The organism is Chitinophaga sp. RAB17 (assembly GCF_052114225.1).
Classification (GTDB): Bacteria; Bacteroidota; Bacteroidia; order Chitinophagales; family Chitinophagaceae; genus Chitinophaga.
Window position 1 is genome coordinate 183,506 of record NZ_JBFREI010000008.1, and the last position, 17,958, is coordinate 201,463.

12 protein-coding genes are annotated in these 17,958 nt (G+C 44.6%); 9 read left to right on the top strand and 3 right to left on the bottom strand.

Annotated elements, in window-relative coordinates; translation table 11 throughout:
- Window positions 1–2: 2 nt before the first annotated feature.
- Window positions 3–923: a helix-turn-helix transcriptional regulator gene (locus AB4Z08_RS24735; RefSeq protein ID WP_441576466.1), complete on the bottom strand. Its 921-nt coding sequence runs from the start codon at window positions 921–923 to the stop codon at window positions 3–5.
- 164 nt (window positions 924–1,087) lie between these two features.
- On the opposite strand from AB4Z08_RS24735, the gene AB4Z08_RS24740 reads away from it, so the two are divergent.
- A complete protein-coding gene (locus AB4Z08_RS24740) occupies window positions 1,088–2,416 on the top strand; it encodes a porin (protein WP_441576467.1) in 1,329 nt (442 codons plus the stop codon).
- Between the two features lie 114 nt (window positions 2,417–2,530).
- Here the strand turns inward: AB4Z08_RS24740 and AB4Z08_RS24745 are convergent, their stop codons facing one another.
- Both AB4Z08_RS24745 and AB4Z08_RS24750 read right to left on the bottom strand, forming a co-directional pair.
- Window positions 2,531–3,640, bottom strand: coding sequence for a sensor histidine kinase (locus AB4Z08_RS24745; protein ID WP_441576468.1), 1,110 nt, complete (start codon window positions 3,638–3,640; stop codon window positions 2,531–2,533).
- A gap of 169 nt (window positions 3,641–3,809) precedes the next feature.
- Window positions 3,810–4,493, bottom strand: coding sequence for a response regulator transcription factor (locus AB4Z08_RS24750; protein WP_079471020.1), 684 nt, complete (start codon window positions 4,491–4,493; stop codon window positions 3,810–3,812).
- A gap of 380 nt (window positions 4,494–4,873) precedes the next feature.
- Between AB4Z08_RS24750 and AB4Z08_RS24755 the strand changes: the two genes are divergently transcribed.
- From AB4Z08_RS24755 to atpA, 8 genes are all read left to right on the top strand, one after another.
- The gene (locus AB4Z08_RS24755; RefSeq protein WP_441576469.1) at window positions 4,874–7,072 is read left to right on the top strand and encodes a hypothetical protein; all 2,199 of its coding nucleotides are present in this window, start codon (window positions 4,874–4,876) and stop codon (window positions 7,070–7,072) included.
- Between the two features lie 149 nt (window positions 7,073–7,221).
- Window positions 7,222–8,982 carry an ABC transporter ATP-binding protein gene (locus tag AB4Z08_RS24760; RefSeq protein WP_441576470.1) on the top strand — a complete coding sequence of 587 codons (1,761 nt, stop codon included), beginning with the start codon at window positions 7,222–7,224 and terminating at the stop codon, window positions 8,980–8,982.
- A 75-nt stretch (window positions 8,983–9,057) separates the two neighbouring features.
- Entirely contained in the window at window positions 9,058–12,822 is a 3,765-nt protein-coding gene (locus AB4Z08_RS24765) for a DUF3857 domain-containing protein (RefSeq protein WP_441576471.1), read from the top strand.
- Window positions 12,823–13,393: 571 nt separating this feature from the next.
- Window positions 13,394–14,446 carry a F0F1 ATP synthase subunit A gene (gene atpB, locus AB4Z08_RS24770; protein ID WP_441576472.1) on the top strand — a complete coding sequence of 351 codons (1,053 nt, stop codon included), beginning with the start codon at window positions 13,394–13,396 and terminating at the stop codon, window positions 14,444–14,446.
- 112 nt (window positions 14,447–14,558) lie between these two features.
- The gene (atpE, locus tag AB4Z08_RS24775) at window positions 14,559–14,816 is read left to right on the top strand and encodes an ATP synthase F0 subunit C (RefSeq protein ID WP_089758700.1); all 258 of its coding nucleotides are present in this window, start codon (window positions 14,559–14,561) and stop codon (window positions 14,814–14,816) included.
- Between the two features lie 107 nt (window positions 14,817–14,923).
- On the top strand, window positions 14,924–15,418 hold the full coding sequence (gene atpF / locus AB4Z08_RS24780) for a F0F1 ATP synthase subunit B (RefSeq protein WP_441576473.1): 495 nt from the start codon (window positions 14,924–14,926) through the stop codon (window positions 15,416–15,418).
- 62 nt (window positions 15,419–15,480) lie between these two features.
- The gene (atpH, locus tag AB4Z08_RS24785; RefSeq protein ID WP_441576474.1) at window positions 15,481–16,041 is read left to right on the top strand and encodes an ATP synthase F1 subunit delta; all 561 of its coding nucleotides are present in this window, start codon (window positions 15,481–15,483) and stop codon (window positions 16,039–16,041) included.
- 83 nt (window positions 16,042–16,124) lie between these two features.
- Window positions 16,125–17,702 (top strand): F0F1 ATP synthase subunit alpha, encoded by a 1,578-nt coding sequence (gene atpA / locus AB4Z08_RS24790; RefSeq protein ID WP_441576475.1) that lies wholly within the window; start codon window positions 16,125–16,127, stop codon window positions 17,700–17,702.
- Window positions 17,703–17,958 lie beyond the last annotated feature (256 nt).

Here is a 17,958-nt window from a genome sequence, read left to right on the forward strand (position 1 = left end):
CCTTATCGCCTTTGCCAGGGAATAAAGATTTCGCAATTATCTGCACCGGTTAGAGAGATAAAGAAATGGTTACCACTCATTTTGAAGTAACCGGCCCGGCAACTGCCGTTAATAAATTCATACATCGGTAAACCAGCAGCTACGAAGCTCATGGGAACCGGCAACTTTTTATAGTATCCTCCGGGAACATATTTGGTGAACAAGCCAAATGGTTCCTGGAAGGACATCCGAATCTGCAGATGTGCCATGTCGTACGCTTTAAGCACAGGCACCATAATTCCCACATACATCATCATTTTAGCGTAATTGGTAACTGGCACCACATCCAGGGTACCGGTAATCACCATGGCGCCAGGTAGCATCAACGATGTTTTGATGGCATGGAGTTGCTGTTGATAGATGCTCATATACTCCACCATACTTCTCACCGGATCATTATTCCGGGGCAGGATGTTATAGTACAGCACATATTCCGGCAGTCTTGCATCTTCGGTTCTGTCGGGTGTAAAAATGAGGCTATGCGGATCATCATGTGGGGTAGTGGCTATTTTGGTACGGGCCAGCGTATGTTCTTCATTGGGCAGATAAAGCCGGTCACGGAAGCTGATAGGGGCTTCGTTGTATAATTCCCGGAATGCTTTGGTGAAGCTCGAATGTGTATAGCCGCACATTTCACTGATTTGGCCGATGCCGAAATCACTATGGCGCAGATAGCCCGCACCGGCTTCCAGTCTTCTTCTTTTAGTAAAATGGATATACGATTCCCCATAAATTTCTACAAACTTGTGTGAGAAGTTATCCAGGGATTCGCCGAGCATAGACGCTACTGTCTTGAGATCTCTTTCTCCGTAAGGATCATCATGTGATAATGCAATGGCCAGCTGTATCTTTTTCTCCCAATGGTTAATTGTCGATGTTTTCATGAAGGCATATTTTGGAGGCTGATTCTAATCTAATCATTTTGATACCCGGAAGGTTCACAACGGCCCGAATGGGGGCGGATTAACAAGTGGTTAACAATTGTTGTTTTGCAGCTGTATTAAATAATTGCTAATTCTATATTTTTGCGCAATAATTCATCTACCTGATGCGCATAGCCAGAATATTTCCGATTGTTGTTTTGATGTTGATTTCTTCGCTGGCAGCCCATGCGCAATTCCTGATGGATATGATTGACACCACTTCTGAGCTGGGTAAGGGGATGATTTCCATGTATCATAAATATGATGCCCTGCGTTTCAGCGGTTATATTCAGCCCCAGTTCCAGATGGCACAGGCCAGGGGAGCAGCAAGCTATGCCGGTGGAGACTTTGGTGCTGCGGTAGATAATCGTTTTACCCTTCGCCGTGGCCGTATCCGTATGGATTATGAGCGTTTCAACAAAGCGGATATGCCGGTTGTTCAGTTCGCTTTTCAGTTTGATGGCTCGGAGCGGGGAGTATTTATCCGGGATTTCTATGGTCGTTTCTTTGAAAATAAGTTCAACGTATTGTCGCTTGTAGGGGGCATGTTTGCCCGCCCTTTCGGTTATGAGGTCAATCTGTCGTCTGCCGACCGTGAAACGCCGGAAAGGGGTCGTATGTCGCAAATACTGATGAAAACGGAACGTGACCTGGGTGCGATGCTGACCTTTGAGCCCCGGCGCAAAGATCATCCATTACGTTTCCTGAGAATAGATGCCGGAGCATTTAACGGACAGGGCCTGACAGCTACCACTGATTTTGACAGCCATAAGGATTTTATAGGTCGTGTGGGCATTAAGCCCCGGAAAATAAAGGGCACCAAAGCATTGTTGTCTGGTGGGGTATCTGTGTTGTATGGTGGCATGCAGCAGTTTACGAACACCATCAACACTATGGGGACCGTAAACGGTAAACCGGGGTACCTCGTGGATTCATCGGCAGCCAATCTGGGCGAAATTGCCCCCCGGCATTATTACGGCGCTGATATACAATTGAAAATTCCGAATGGCCCGGGTAAGGGCAGTACACAGTTCAGGGCGGAATATATCCGTGGACAGCAAACTTCCACTGCTCTAACATCAGAAACACCGGGCATTATACCTGTTACATCGCAAGGCAAACCCCAGCCGCTTTATATCCGCAATTTTGACGGAGCCTACCTGTATTTTATTCAGAACCTGGGTAGTGATAAACACCAGGTAGTGGTAAAATATGACTGGTACGATCCCAATAAGAAAGTATCCGGAAAAGATATCGGGGTGGCCGGTGCAGGACTCACTGCAGCGGATATACGCTATAATACGCTGGGTTTGGGTTACCTGTATTACGCCAATGAGCACCTCAAATTCATGTTCTACTATGATTGGGTAACCAATGAAAGCACGGAGCTGGAAGGCTATAAAGAAGATCTGAAGGACAATGTACTGACTTGTAGAATGCAGTACAGGTTTTAGAGAATTACGAATTTCAAATTACGAATTACGGATTTGTGGGTAGATAATAAATGCGGGTAATATCCCCGGTTATCTACCTGCAAATCCGTAATTTGTAATTTGAAATTCGTAATTCTATTCTCTTCCGGATTCCATGGTGAATCCAAACGTGCTGCCTATTTCAGGTTTGCTGCGTACGGTAATGGATTGGTCGTGTGCTTCTACTATGTGTTTTACGATCGCCAGGCCAAGACCGGTGCCACCAATATCGCGGCTACGGGCTCTGTCTGTGCGGTAAAAGCGTTCAAACACGCGCGGCAGGTGTTCTTCTGCCATGCCAATGCCATCATCAGAAATTTCTACCAGTACACGTTTGCCGTCCATGCTGTAAATGCTGGCGATGGTATGACCATCCGGTTTGCCGTATTTGATGGAGTTATCTACCAGGTTAATGAGTACCTGTCTGATTTTTTCTTTGTCGGCGTATACGGGCTGTGGTGCTTCGCAACCTTTTTTGATATGGAATTTGATGCCTTTGGTATTGGCTTTCAATGACAAGGTATCAAATACATCTTTTATCAGGTCCTGGATAACGAATACTTCCGCGTTGACAGTCATTTCACCGCTTTCCAGTTTGGATATTTCGTCCAGGTCATCGATCAGCCGGCAAAGGCGGTCAATGTTTTTGGTGGCGTTTTTCAGAAACAGCTTATTTACGGAAGGATCTTCCAGTGCGCCATCCAGCAGGGTGTGGATGTAGCCTTGCACTGCAAAGATGGGCGTTTTCAGTTCATGGGAAAGGTTCAGCAGGAACTCCTTCCGGAACTCTTCATTCCGGCGGAGGTTTTCCAGTTCTTCTTTTTTCTGGCTGGCCCATTTTTCCACATCTTCACTTACCTCTTCAATGGTTTTCAGGGGAAGTATATTCTTCTGAAAAAACTCCTCTCTTTTAGAGGCTTTGGTTTGGTAAATGAACTTGTAGATCAGTTTTATTTTCCTGTAAATAAAATTCTGCAGGGTATACAGGTACAGGTAATATGAAACGAGAAAGGTTAGCACAAAGGCTCCCACTACTACTTTCCAATTGCCGTCCACCAGAAGGCTGCCCAATGCTATGATGGCTGATATCACCAGGGCTGTAAATCCCGCTAACTTTTGCGGGGACAGGTTTTTTGCTTTAAACATACTCCAGAGTGAGTAATTAGTATAATAATGGGAAATTACTTTAAATTTCTTACTTGCCATAAAAAAGCTGTTAGCTCTTAGCTGTTAGCTTTTAGCTAATGTTATGTTTTGGTGGAAAATTTAAGGAAGACTAAAAATGAATACGGGCGCGCTACCGGTTTGCGCGAACAACTCAAGACAGTAGCTAATAACTAATAGCAGAAGGCTAACCAGCTAATAGCTACTCCTACTACATCTCAAACTTGTATCCTACTCCTTTTACGGTAGTAATCAAATCAATGCCTATTTTCTGGCGTATTTTACGGATATGCACATCGATGGTGCGGTCACCAACAATCACTTCTGTACCCCATACCTGGTTCAGAATTTCATTACGCAGGAATACACGACCGGGTTTGGATGCCAGTAGCTGCAATAACTCAAATTCTTTCTTGGCAAGGATGATTTCCTGCCCTTTGTAAGTCACCGTGAACTTTTCACGGTCAATGATCAGATCGCCCAGGGTAACGCGTGTTTCTTCCGGTTTGTGTAAACGACGGAACAGTGCATTGATCCTGCTTACCAGCAATTTGGGTTTGATGGGCTTGGCAATGTAATCGTCGGCACCCATGTTCAGTCCGTCTACTTCAGACTTCTCATCATTCAGGGCGGTTAAAAATAATACCATAGTGTCTTTGAATTCAGGGATTTTCCTGATTTCGCGGCAGGTATCGATGCCGTTCTTGTTCGGCATCATGATATCCAGCATAATCAGATCCGGTCTGAATATTTTAGCTTTCTGGATAGCCTCGCTGCCGTCTTTTGCGGTTACGGTATCGTAACCCGCTGTTTTTAGATTGTAACTGATAATTTCCAGAATATCCAACTCGTCATCTACTACCAGAATTTTTCCTGCAACCGCTTGGTCTATCATAAATTTTGCTTTTAAAAAGACGGGACAAAATTATAAAGCCATCCCCGTGATTAATGGAAAATTAACATTATGAAATTGTTAATTCAATATCAGCTTGGTTTTCCGCGACCAAAGGCAAGGTACGCCAAATAACAATATCACTCCGATATGATAAATATTCAACATTCATACGCGGGTGATTGCTACCCTGCCCGGACATTTTCACTTTTCCCACTGCCAAATAGTGTCAGCCGCCACCATGAAATGACAGTTGGAGTTATAGATTGAATTATTTATATATATTTTGGCTTTAAAAACAAAAGATAGCAACACAACACTGGCAAACTCTGTATTTTGGTTGTAAATTTGCTATCTGGTCCTCGGGAAAAGATCACTTTAGTATGAGAAGATTTCTATTAATATTATCGCTGACGGTGTTTGCAGTCAGCTGGCTACAGGCACAAACCAGCCATCATCCAATTCCAATCAGCAGACAGGGATTTCATGATAACATCGACAAAGAACAGGCTGCTGCCGCAAAATTCGACGGCAAAGCTGATGATCTGGTAAAGGTATCAGAAGATCAAACCATTAACCTGCAGGTAACCAACGCGCTTCTCAAAGAAGTGGACGACATGCAGCAGGAAATCGAAGATAATGATGCGCTGGATCACCGGCTGAAGGTAAAGTACCTTTCCGGCATATACGTGATGCTGAAAGACTTTAATCAAAAGCGCTCTCACCGGAACATCGATCCTGAAGAAGCGCCCGCTATGGTACAGGCATTCCGTAACATGATGCACGCCGATATCAAAGGACAGAGCATCCTGCCGTATATTCAGCACCTGTCTTACGAAGCATCCGAAAGAATGATAGAATTATTCCAGGATAACCCCGGCTACAAAGAAGCCAGGGGAACCGTATTTACCAAATACGCGTTCAATAACCTGGAAACAGTAATGCCCAAACTGGGGGATTACCTGAACTATCCGGGTACAGACTCTATCATTGCCGCTGTAGCGCGTAAATACCCTAACCAGGTGCTTACCTATGCTACTTCCTTTACGCCCATGGCTACCGTGATCAAGCGTAACCAGGATCCTATCGTGCAAACCATTGTGCGTATCGGACAATCACCCCAGAGCACTAAAATATTGCCTTTCATAGATGAGCTCCTGGCCGGTACTACCACGGTAGACAAGCTGGAAACCATCGTAGATAACGACTATCAGTACTACAAGCAAATGGTGAAATCGACTATTGCACTGCAGAAACTGAAAAACGAAGGACAAAATCCATTTGGACTGAAAGCCATGATGGAAAATATGCAGGCGAAGTCACTGCTGTATATCCGCGATGTGAACGACCTGCACGAAGAACCGGCTCCCGTTCGTTTTGCCAGCGTTAAAAACTTTACACCGGAAGAACTGTACTACCTGATCATCAACGGCCAGGAAGAACTATATACTTCCAGTTATACTAACCATAACAACGCCGGTTTATACGATCAGATGATGGTTCGTATGAAACCTCCCCGCGGTGATAGCTTACTGATGATGGTTAACTTTGACCGCTTCAAGAAATTTATCGCCATGGCCGCCGGTTTTAATACCCTGGACAACTTCCTGAAGTCCATGGCGCCGGAAAATTCCAACTACCTCATGCAGAAATACGTGCAGAACCTGGAAAAAACCGAGGACCTGGAAGATGCGGTGGATGTGGCAAACTCCTTTGGAAGTATACGGGATGAAAAACTGCTGGAATTCCTGCGGGTAGAAGTGAAAAAGAACCTGGCGTATGTGAAAAAGCATGATGATAAAAGAGGCACTGTTATTTACCAATTGCTCAGTAGCTTGTTTGAAACGGAGTCGAAAGATGAAAACGATTCCTCCAAGGCAACGGATATGGCCAGCAAGTTACAGCTGCCTCCGATCAACTTTGTTTCTTCCGCTGCGCTGGAAAGTGACAGTGGCAGAATTTATCAACAGGTATTTTTCTATGGAGATAAAGACGGACAGGAGTCTTTCGCCAGCTTCATGACGAACTTCCCGGCTGCTGAATGGAGAATCAGCAAGAATAAATACTGGGCTACCATTACTTCCACAAAGGGTAAGGCTACCACCATTTTTGCCAACCTGCCAACAGACGAACCAGCAGATAAGGAAGCTATTTCCAAGCTGTCTGATTTCCTGGACGAAAACGATATTCATCCGACTATTTTCATTCACCGTGGTCACAGTTACCATATCAATACCACACTGGAAAACCTCCAAAGCTCTGCAAAGATTGTGCTGCTGGGTTCCTGCGGTGGTTATCATAACCTGGCTACTGTATTGGAGAAATCACCCGAAGCACATATCATTTCGTCTAAACAGGTAGGTACCCGTTTTGTAAATGAACCCATCATCCATACACTGGAAGATCAGGTACGTGCCGGCAAAAACGTAGACTGGGTGATCATGTGGTCACAGCTGACCAGAAGATTTTCGACAGATGCCCGTAACAAGGACCTGTTCAGCGATTATGTGCCTCCTCACAAAAACCTGGGAGCCATTTTCATCAAGGCCTACAAACAGATTATGAAGGACGAAAAGAAATAACTTAAGCAGAAAGTAAAAAGCGATGGGAGCGAATAACTATAGCGAAGGTTAATACCCGCTACAGGCATTCGCTCCCATCGCTTTTTGCTTTCTGCTTTATCCTTTCTGCTATTTATCGTAGGTTTGTTGTGTAGTTTAAACCTGGCACATTGGAAAATCTTGCGGTAAAGAAAGTATTAGATTTTAGTTTATTACGGCGCATATTCTCATTCGCGGCCCCTTACAAACGCTCCTTTTACATCTCCATGATATTAACGGTTATACTGGCCGCTATATCACCCTTACGCCCTTACCTGATCCAGGTAACGGTAGATAAATACATTGCCAACCAGCTGATGCAGATGCTCCTGCTGGTGACGGTGGTACAGGTAGGATTGCTGGTGGTGGAAACCATCGTACGTTTCTTCTTTTCCTATCTGACCAACTGGCTGGGGCAGTCGGTGGTAAAAGATTTGCGGGTAACGGTATATAAAAAGATTGTACACCTGAACCTGGCCTTTTTTGATAAAACACCTATCGGTACCCTGACTACCCGTACCATCAATGATATTGAAGCGATTAATGATGTTTTTTCAGAAGGTATCATCTCTATTGTAGCAGATCTGCTGATGATCATAGCGATACTGGTGGTGATGTTTATGGAAGACTGGCGCCTGACCCTGATCAGTCTGTCGCCCTTTCCGATATTGATTTTCGCGACTTATATTTTTAAAGAAAGTGTAAATAAATCCTTTTACCGGGTACGCAATGCCGTGTCTGCGCTCAATGCCTTTGTGCAGGAGCACCTCACCGGTATGGTGGTGGTACAGGCATTTACTGCTGAGAAAAGGGAGTTTGCCCGGTTCAAACATATCAACAAAGAACACCGGAAAGCCAATATTGACGCCATTTTTGCTTATTCTGTATTTTTCCCGGTAGTGGAAATTATCCTGGCTATTTCGCTGGGTTTAATGGTGTGGTGGGGAGCCAATAAGGTACTGAATTACGAAGTGACCCAGGGGGTGATGATTGCTTTTATCATGTACCTGAATATGCTGTTTCGCCCGCTGCGTATGCTGGCAGATAAATTCAATACCCTGCAAATGGGTATGGTAGCCAGTGAACGCGTTTTCAAAGTGCTGGATAACCAGGACTATATCCCTGATAGAGGGCATCAGACGGCAGGGAACATGAAAGGTGCTATTACGTTTGATAATGTAAGTTTTGCGTATGTAGATGACCGTTATGTGCTGAAAAATATCAGTTTCCATGCTAACCCGGGAGATACTGTCGCGATTGTGGGACATACCGGTTCCGGTAAAACCACTATCATCAGCATTCTGAACCGGCTATACGAAATACAGAAGGGAAGTATAAAAATAGACAATATTGATTTGCCGGCATATTCCCTGGAATCCCTGCGCAGCAAGATAGGTGTGGTATTACAGGATGTATTCCTGTTTGCCGGATCTATTTTCGATAATATTACCCTGCATAACAGCAATATCAGCAGAGCGCAGGTGGAAGAAGCTTCCCGCCTTATCGGCATCCATGATTTCATTATGCAGCTGCCCGGAGGATACAATTACCAGGTGATGGAGCGGGGCAGTACCCTGTCGCTCGGGCAGCGGCAGCTGATTTCCTTTGTACGTGCCTTATTGTATGACCCGGCCATCCTGGTGCTCGATGAAGCTACATCTTCTGTAGACACAGAATCCGAAATGATGATACAGCAGGCGATTGATAAACTCATCGCCGATCGTACCGCCATCATCATCGCTCACCGCCTGTCTACCATCAGCAAAGCAGACAAAATCATCGTACTTGATAAGGGGGAGATCAAAGAAATGGGTACTCACGAAGAACTGCTGAAACTCGAAGGATTCTACTACAAGCTCCATAGCATGCAGTTTAACGTCAGCAAAGTATAAGCCCGTACATCGTAAGTAGGATATAACGACTGCAATTTATTTGTACTTTTATTGCAGCTAAAATCCTTATACCTGATGAAAAGAGTTGTTAACGCTATTCTTATCCTGTTACTGTTGTGCCCTGCTTCATTGTTTGCAGGCGATTACGAAAAGGCCTGGGAGGCCATTCACAAAAATGACTTGAAAACGGCGATCACTTATCTGCAAAAAGTGATCAAATCCGGTGGCACTCAAAAGAACAGCGCTATCAGCACACTGGTGTTTATCCAAACTGCCACTGACTATGCGGACGACTTCCCCCGTGCGTATTTTAACCCCCTTACGGGATTTACTAACCCGGCGCCTTACGTGTATGCCCTTTGGTTTAACGGATCGCTCCTGGGGGATTATAGTGCGAAACAGGGAACACAGCTGGAAAACCTGGACCGTATCATTGCAGATTCTGTGAATTTTAATGGTTCCCTGCGTGCTGCTGCCCGCTATTTTAAAGCCTACCACCTGATGGCCAGCAACCAGAACGATCTGGCCAAAACATTATACCCGCAGATGGGAGCCCTGGAGGAATGGGCCTATGTGGGACCGTTTGATAATATCATGGGCAGCGGTTTTGATAAGGACTATGGTCCGGCAAAACAGCCTGCCGGAAGAAATTTTATTTCCAGTAATAACGCGCCGGTAAATTGGTTTGTACCGCTTTATACCACCCGCGAAGGCTGGAACTTTGTAGGTTCTGCTCTTGCGGCGGGAAGTGCAATAGGCTACCTGCAAACTTTTGTGAAGTCAGACACTGATCTGGACGCGCTGCTTTGCCTGGCCGGTAATGGTACCATGAAGTTGTGGGTAAATGATAAGCTGATGATCAGTCAGCCGGAAGAACAGGTTACAGAGTTAGACTGGTGGAAAACGAAAGTACACCTGAACAAGGGCTATAACCGCGTGCTGCTGCAGCTTGGCTATACAGAAACTAATTCTTCTCCCCACTTTATGGTACGGTTAACAGATGGGCAATATAACCCGGTAGCCGGGATTACATCTAAAACACAGCCGGAAGCATATCAGCCGGACCTGTCCAAAACAGCAGCGGTGCCTATTGTGCATTTCGCGGAGGAATATTTTAAGAGGGAATTGACGTTACATCCAACGGATCCCGCCATCGCCATATTGCTCAGCAGAGTGTATGTACGCAATGAGGAATGGGATAAGGCCAAAGCAGTGATGTATCAGCTGCAGAAAAATTATCCTAAAGACATGCTGCTGCAGAGTTGCTACATAGACTGCCTATCCAGCGAAAATGACCGCACCGAGATTGCGGAGAAAATGGAAACGGTTAAAATGCTGACACCGGATAATTACTGGATTTTAGGCGCCAAAGTGAATAAACTGGAAGAAGAGAAAAATTATACGGAGGCGATGGAAGTGCTGGAACGAATGATTGCCATGAGGGGCGAGCATCGCTTTACCACTTTTAAAAAGCTGCAGCTGCTGGTAGCGCAGGAGAAGATCGATAGTGTGGTGCAGTTGCTGAAGATAGCGTATGGGAAATATCCTTTTTCATCAGACATCGTGCAAACCATGTACCTGTATGAAGGCAAAGTGAATAACGATCCGGCCAAGGCACTCGCTGTGCTGGAAAAATTCTGTGAGAAAAGGTCGCTTTATTCTATGCAGGACGCACTGATAGATGAATATCTTAATCAGGGCAAAACGGCCGCAGCTGTGGAGGTGATGCAACGAATAAAAAATCTGACGGAGTACGATGTCAAAGCCTATAATAAGCTGATCAAATTTTATTATACCCGGCAGGAATATGATTCCGCCCTGCATTACCTGCGCATTGCACATCAGATAAGTCCTTATAGTCACGTGCCGCTGGGTGATATGGCGAATTGTTTTCTTCAGAAGAAACAAAATGATTCCGCGATATATTATTTCAAACAGGCATTGACGTTGTATGCGGGCGGATTTGGTTACCGGGAAAAACTGCGTACCCTGGAGCAGAAGCCGCCTATGGATAAATATTTCCCGGTTTTGGATTACTACAAGGAGATAGAAAAAGCGTTGAAGGGGCCGCGTGATTCGGCACAGTCCTATGCGTATATTTTTGATGAAAAGAATGTAATCCTTTACCCGGAGGGCGCCGGAGAGCAGACCATCAATACGGCTATGATCATCAACAATAAAAAAGGCATTTCCCGGTGGAAGGAAATTTCTATTCCCTACAACACTGTTTACCAGGACGTGATAATTGTGAAAGCAGAAGTGATCAAAGCCAACGGCTCCAAGATACCGGCAGAAACCAATGAAAATGAAATCGTGTTTACCAAGCTGGATGAGGGGGATGTGATTTATTTCAACTATAAAATCAACAGCTTCGGACGTGGCCGTTTAGGCAGAGAGTATTGGGATAAGGTGTATTTTTCTGCTTATGTGCCTACGCATATTTCCAGTTATAACGTACTGATATCGGATAGTATTCCATTGTATTATGAGTATGTAAACGGAGGCGCAGCAAAGCCTAAGATCAGCCAGCATGAGCAGTTTAAGATGTATAGCTGGAGAGAAGAAAATATACCGGCCCTACGCAGCGAATCTTATATGCCCAGTATCAATGATGTGGGTAAAGTGCTGCACCTGTCTACCGTGAAAGACTGGGACGCTATAGGCGAGTGGTACAGCGATATTACCCGGGTACAATCCAAGGAAGATTTTGAGATCAATGAAGCGTGGAAGGACATCTTTCCGGCCGGCGTTGAACAGCTGGATGATGTTACCAAAGCGAGGAAGATTTACGAATACATAGAAAAGAATATTGCCTACAGTTCCGTATCATTCCGGCAGGGTGCTTATGTGCCGCAACGTGCGGGAAAAACACTGGTCACCCGGTTGGGCGATTGCAAGGATTTATCCACCCTGTTCCTGGCGTTTGCGCGTAAGGCAGGACTGGAAGCTAACCTGATACTGGTCAGCACGCAGGACTATGGCCAGCATAATATGCAGCTGCCTTCCATGGACTTTAACCATTGTATTGTGCGGTATAAAACCGGTATTCAATACAACTACCTGGAGCTGACGGATAATGCGTTGCCGTTTAATTCGCTGTCATCCTCTCTGGCTGGTGCACAGATATTGAACATCCCGTATAATTACAAGACCGGTGAGAAGATAAGTGTATTGTCGGCTGGTAACTTTGCACCTAAGTCCATTCGCCGTCAGCTGGATATAGATCTGAGTGGCAGTGATCAGCGGATTAATTCCTATTGTGCTTACAGTGGAGAACTGGCTTCGCAGATCAGGCATTCTTACCAGCATAAAACCCGGGAAGAGACCAGGGATGCAGTACAGCGAGGTATCAGCGGGATGTTTAAGAACCAGATTGTACTGGATAGTTTTTCTTTCCGCAACCTGGATAACCTGGAAGATACAGTATGGATGCAATCCAGTTTTACTGTGAAAAATGATGTGATCAATGTAGGTGATTTCAGTATGATCAAGCCGGCGTTTATGGATATAGTGGCTACGGCAGATATTTTCACGCCGGAGGTCCGTCAGCATCCTTTCCTGTATGGCAACTATGAGAATACAGATGATTATAGCACAGAAATCCGTATCCGTTTGCCGGCAGGTAAACAGTTTGAACAGGTGCCGGGTAGTGCCAGTTTGCAGCTGGAGGATATGAGTTACGTGCTGGCATTCAAAAAGGAGTCGGATGACAGGCTGGTGATCAACAGGCATTTTAAAACGAACTGTAATAAAGTGGTGGCGCCTGCTGACTTCAAGCAGCTGGAAACATTTTTCAATGGAATTATTAAAGCGGAGCAAAAGTATGTTTCGTTTAAGTAGTGGGAGATCTGTACTTTAATTAGTCAACTAAGGCGACTAAAAAGCATCCATCTTCTAAAAAACAAAAGGGCAATTGCCTGTGCAGTTTGCTTCGAAGTAACCAACTTGCCATGGTTACGGGAAGTGAATCATGGGTTTGCCCTTTTGTTGTTTATATATGTTTTATTTTTAATAAATTAGCAGGAGGATGATTTCGTGAGAGGATGTACCGGATGGTGTTCTGTGGGTGAGGGTCTGTAACAACCGGCCAATGAATTATGAAAATATTAATATGAAATACTTTTCGGGACTGCTGATTTCAGTGGTCTTTTTTTATGAGAAAAAGCTATATTTTTTCAACGCCAAGGATCTGATTATCAATATAATTAGAATATATCGTTCTTTTTTTTCGTAGTCGCTTAATTTTGAAGATAAAAACGAGTATCTTTGCGCAAAATTTCAGAAAACGGTGATTTCTTTCAATTGGTTCAAACATAGAATGGTAGCACTTGTGATGGTTTTAGGCCTTCACAGTTTTAGTAATTTTTCCTTTGCCGAGGGCAGTCATCCAGAGAAACCAGCAGAAACTGCTGTGGAAAGTGGGACAGAACAACCGGGAGATGAGACTGAACCTAAGAAAGTAGATATCAAGGAAACGATTTTCGGCCACGTAAAGGATGCCCACGACTGGCATCTGTTCGAGCTGGGTGAAACGCATGTAACGGTTCCGTTGCCTGTGATCATTTACAACCCGGTACGTGGAACTTCCGTATTTACTTCTTCTGCGTTCCATCACGGGCATGAAGCACATGACGGCTACCGTTTAGTGACACCTCATTACCGTGCGGAAAAAGGGCTGGATGCTGCGAAGTATCCTACGGATGAGATCATTGCAGTAGATGGCAACGATAATCCAACAGGGGAGAAGATCTACGATCTTTCTATCACCAAAAATATCACATCCATGATCATTGCGGCTGTATTGCTGATAGTGCTCATGCTGAATGTGGCCAAGGCATATAAAGTGCGTGGTTCCAAGAAAGCGCCTAAAGGTTTCCAGAGTTTGATGGAGCCGGTAATTATATTTATGCGTGACGAAGTAGTGAAGCCTAACATTCCTGGCAAAAGTGCTGCGAAGTTTACTCCTTTTATTCTGACTATATTCTTTTTCATCCTCATTAACAACCTGTTGGGTTTGTTACCTGGTTCTGCCAACGTAACGGGTAACCTGGCAGTGACAGCGGCACTGGGTATTATCAGCTTTGTGGCTATCCTGCTCAGCACCAACAAGCATTTCTGGGGTCATATCTTTAATCCTCCAGTACCTTTCGGTGTAAAGATCATCCTGGTACCGGTAGAGCTGATTGGTATATTCACTAAGCCGATATCACTGATCATCCGGTTGTTTGCCAATATCCTGGCGGGGCACATTATCATTCTGAGTATCATCTGTCTGGTGTTTATATTTGGATCCTTAAATAAGATCGCTGGTTACAGCTTCCTGCCTGTTACTGTATTGTTCAACATTGTAATGATGATGCTGGAACTGCTGGTAGCATTTATCCAGGCATTCATTTTTGCCAACCTGACAGCTGTATTTATAGGCCAGGCGATGGAAGGTGCACATGATGAAGCACACCATTAGCTTTTAGCCGTTAGCATTTAGTTCTTAGTTTGCGATTAAAGGCCAACAGCTAAATGTGAACAGCTTCCAACTGTAGAAATAACGTTTTTTATAAATCAAATACATATTCATTATGGCACTTTTGTCTATTTTATTGCAGGCTGCTGCTGCATCTGGTCTGGCTAAGGCTGGTGGTGCTGTTGGTGCTGGTATCGCGGCTATCGCGGCTGGTATCGGCGTTGGTAACATCGGTAAGAGCGCTCTGGAGTCTATCGCTCGTCAACCAGAAGCTGCTAACGACATCCGTGCAAACATGATCCTGGCTGCTGCGCTGGTTGAGGGTGTTGCCCTCTTCGGTGTAATCGCTGGTCTGTTGGCGGTAGTTATGTAAGCCGAACTCTTTACTGCATCCGGCGCACAGGGCAAAGGATGCAGTAATCTTTGCCAATTTGAAATTAGTAAGTATCAAACATAACAACATAATAAAATTCTAATTATATGGATCTGTTGCAACCCGCGTTAGGCTTGTTTCTTATTTCATTTTTCATTTTCATCATCGTTTTCCTGATCCTGAAGAAATTTGCCTGGACTCCGATCCTCGCTACTTTAAGAGAAAGGGAAGATTCCATCACTGACGCTATTACCACAGCAGAAAGAGTGAAGGAAGAAATGGCGCAGATGAAAGCAGAACATGAACATGTGCTGGCGGAAGCTAAAGCTGAAAGAAGTAAGATCCTGAAAGAAGCGAAAGACGCGAAAGATTTGATCATCAGCGAAGCCAAGACTCAGGCACAGGCAGAAGCGAAGAAGATCATCAGCGAAGCTTACACCGCTATCGAAAACCAGAAAATGGCTGCGTTAACGGATGTGAAAAACCAGGTAGGTAATCTTGTGATTGAAGTAGCAGAGAAAGTGCTGAGAAGAGAACTGGCTGATAAAACAGCACAGGAAGGTTACGTGAAACAACTGGCAGGAGAAATCAAATTAAATTAAGAGATTAACTTTTAACCTTTGGCATTAAAGCTAAAGGCTGAAAGCTAAAAGCTAAAAGCTATATGCAGAATCCCCGTTTAGCATCCCGGTATGCAAAATCATTGATAGATCTGGCGCAGGAACTGAACCAGCTGGAAGCGGTGCATACTGACATGCTGTTTTTACAACAGGTGATGAAAAGCAACCCCGATGTGGTGAGTTTGCTTAAAAGCCCGATCATTAAGGCAGATAAAAAGCAAAAGATATTAGCTGCCATATTGGACGGCCGGATCAGCGCTACTACACTTTCCTTTGTGAACCTGCTGGTGACCAAAGGCCGTGAAAGTGCACTGGCGGAAATGACCACTGAATTTTCACGCCAGTACATGGTGCTGAAAAATATCAGCCCGGTTAAAATCACCACTGCTGTTGCTATCGATAACGCCACACTGGATGTGATTAAACAGAAAATCGCCAGCGAAACAACCCAACAGATCCAACTGGAAACTGCTGTAAATGCAGATCTGATCGGTGGTTTTGTACTGGAAGCAAATGATCAGCTGTTTGATGCGTCTATACTGCGTGATCTGAAAGACATTAAACAACAGTTTAACAAGAACATTTACGTATCTGATTTACGTTAATCTATACAGCAGCCGCTGCGTACACGCAAAGCTGTTGTCGTTATACTAAATTTCTCTAACGACTTTTTTTTAAAATCATAATTATGGTTGATATTAAACCTGATGAAATTTCGGCGATATTACGCCAGCAGTTGAGCAACTTCAATGCTTCTGCCGACCTGGAAGAGGTAGGTACTGTATTGTCGGTGGGTGATGGTATTGCCCGCATATACGGTTTGGGTAACGTAGGTTACGGTGAACTGGTTGAATTCAGCAACGGCGTAAAAGCTATTGCACTGAACCTGGAAGAAGATAACGTGGGTGTGGTATTGATGGGTCAGTCAGCAGGTATTAAAGAAGGTGATAAAGTACGTCGTACCAACAAAATCGCTTCCATTAATGTGGGTGAAGGTGTGGTAGGTCGTGTAATCAATACACTGGGCGAACCTATTGATGGTAAAGGTCCGATCAAAGGTGAACTGTATGAAATGCCACTGGAGCGTAAAGCGCCGGGTGTATTGTACCGTGAACCGGTTAAAGAACCACTGCAAACAGGTGTAAAAGCAATTGATGCGATGATCCCTGTTGGTCGTGGTCAGCGTGAGCTGGTAATTGGTGACCGTCAGACAGGTAAAACAGCGATCTGTATTGATACCATCATCAACCAGAAAGAATTTTACGAAGCAGGTAAACCTGTTTATTGCATATATGTAGCTATTGGTCAGAAAGCATCCACTGTTGCCGGCGTAATGAAAACATTACAGGAAGCAGGTGCTATGGCTTACACTACCATCGTTGCTGCAAACGCTGCTGATCCGGCTCCGCTGCAGTTCTACGCTCCGTTTTCCGGTGCTGCAATCGGTGAATTCTTCCGTGACTCAGGTCGTCCTGCACTGATCGTTTATGATGATCTGTCTAAACAGGCGGTTGCTTACCGTGAGGTATCCCTGTTGCTGAAACGTCCTCCAGGTCGTGAAGCTTACCCAGGTGACGTATTCTATCTGCATAGCCGTTTACTCGAGCGTGCTGCGAAAATCATCAGCAATGATGCGATCGCTCAACAGATGAACGACTTACCTGAATCTATCAGACACCTGGTAAAAGGTGGTGGTTCCCTGACAGCATTGCCTATCATTGAAACACAGGCGAGTGACGTATCTGCTTACATCCCTACCAACGTAATCTCCATCACCGATGGTCAGATCTTCCTGGAAGGTAACCTGTTTAACGCCGGTATCCGTCCTGCGATCAACGTAGGTATCTCTGTAAGCCGCGTGGGTGGTAACGCTCAGATCAAATCCATGAAGAAAGTATCTGGTACCCTGAAACTCGATCAGGCACAATACCGTGAAATGGAGGCTTTCTCCAAATTCGGTGGTGACCTGGATGCTGCTACCAAAGCAGTTATCGACAAAGGTGCCCGTAACGTGGAAATCCTGAAACAAGCACAGTTTAGTCCGTATTCCGTAGAAAAACAGGTAGCAATGATTTACCTGGGTACCAACGGTTTGCTGCGTGACGTTCCTGTTAAACAAGTACGTGCTTTTGAAGAAGCGTTCCTGAATGAAATGCAGGTTCGTTTACCAGAAGTACTGGCTGAGTTCAAAAAAGGTAACCTGCCAGAAGATGGCCTCAAGAAAATGGTTACACTGGCTAACGAACTGAAACCAAGATTCGCATAATAGCGTTCAATCGCTCAAGATAGAAAGCACCCTTTGCTACATAAGCAAAGGGTGCTTTTTTTGTCTCAACAGAGGTATAATTTAAATATAAAAATGTGTTTATATAATTGATTATAAATCTTTTAAAAAAGAAAATATAAGCAACCTGATCTTTATATGGAGAGGCCGCTCTACATTTGCTACATAACAGATTGTCATAAAAACCAGAATTAAGGTTCCTGTCTTAGCTCATAATCGTGCAACCCAGAGTACTTTC

What these genes read in the sequence shown, in the direction of transcription:
- atpH (WP_441576474.1), top strand. Translation starts at nt 15,481, where the DNA reads ATGCAGAATCCCCGTTTAGCATCCCGGTATGCAAAATCATTGATAGAT.
- AB4Z08_RS24740 (WP_441576467.1), top strand. Translation starts at nt 1,088, where the DNA reads ATGCGCATAGCCAGAATATTTCCGATTGTTGTTTTGATGTTGATTTCT.
- AB4Z08_RS24735 (WP_441576466.1), bottom strand. Translation starts at nt 923, where the DNA reads ATGAAAACATCGACAATTAACCATTGGGAGAAAAAGATACAGCTGGCC.
- atpF (WP_441576473.1), top strand. Translation starts at nt 14,924, where the DNA reads ATGGATCTGTTGCAACCCGCGTTAGGCTTGTTTCTTATTTCATTTTTC.
- AB4Z08_RS24765 (WP_441576471.1), top strand. Translation starts at nt 9,058, where the DNA reads ATGAAAAGAGTTGTTAACGCTATTCTTATCCTGTTACTGTTGTGCCCT.
- atpA (WP_441576475.1), top strand. Translation starts at nt 16,125, where the DNA reads ATGGTTGATATTAAACCTGATGAAATTTCGGCGATATTACGCCAGCAG.
- AB4Z08_RS24755 (WP_441576469.1), top strand. Translation starts at nt 4,874, where the DNA reads ATGAGAAGATTTCTATTAATATTATCGCTGACGGTGTTTGCAGTCAGC.
- AB4Z08_RS24745 (WP_441576468.1), bottom strand. Translation starts at nt 3,640, where the DNA reads ATGGCAAGTAAGAAATTTAAAGTAATTTCCCATTATTATACTAATTAC.
- atpE (WP_089758700.1), top strand. Translation starts at nt 14,559, where the DNA reads ATGGCACTTTTGTCTATTTTATTGCAGGCTGCTGCTGCATCTGGTCTG.
- AB4Z08_RS24750 (WP_079471020.1), bottom strand. Translation starts at nt 4,493, where the DNA reads ATGATAGACCAAGCGGTTGCAGGAAAAATTCTGGTAGTAGATGACGAG.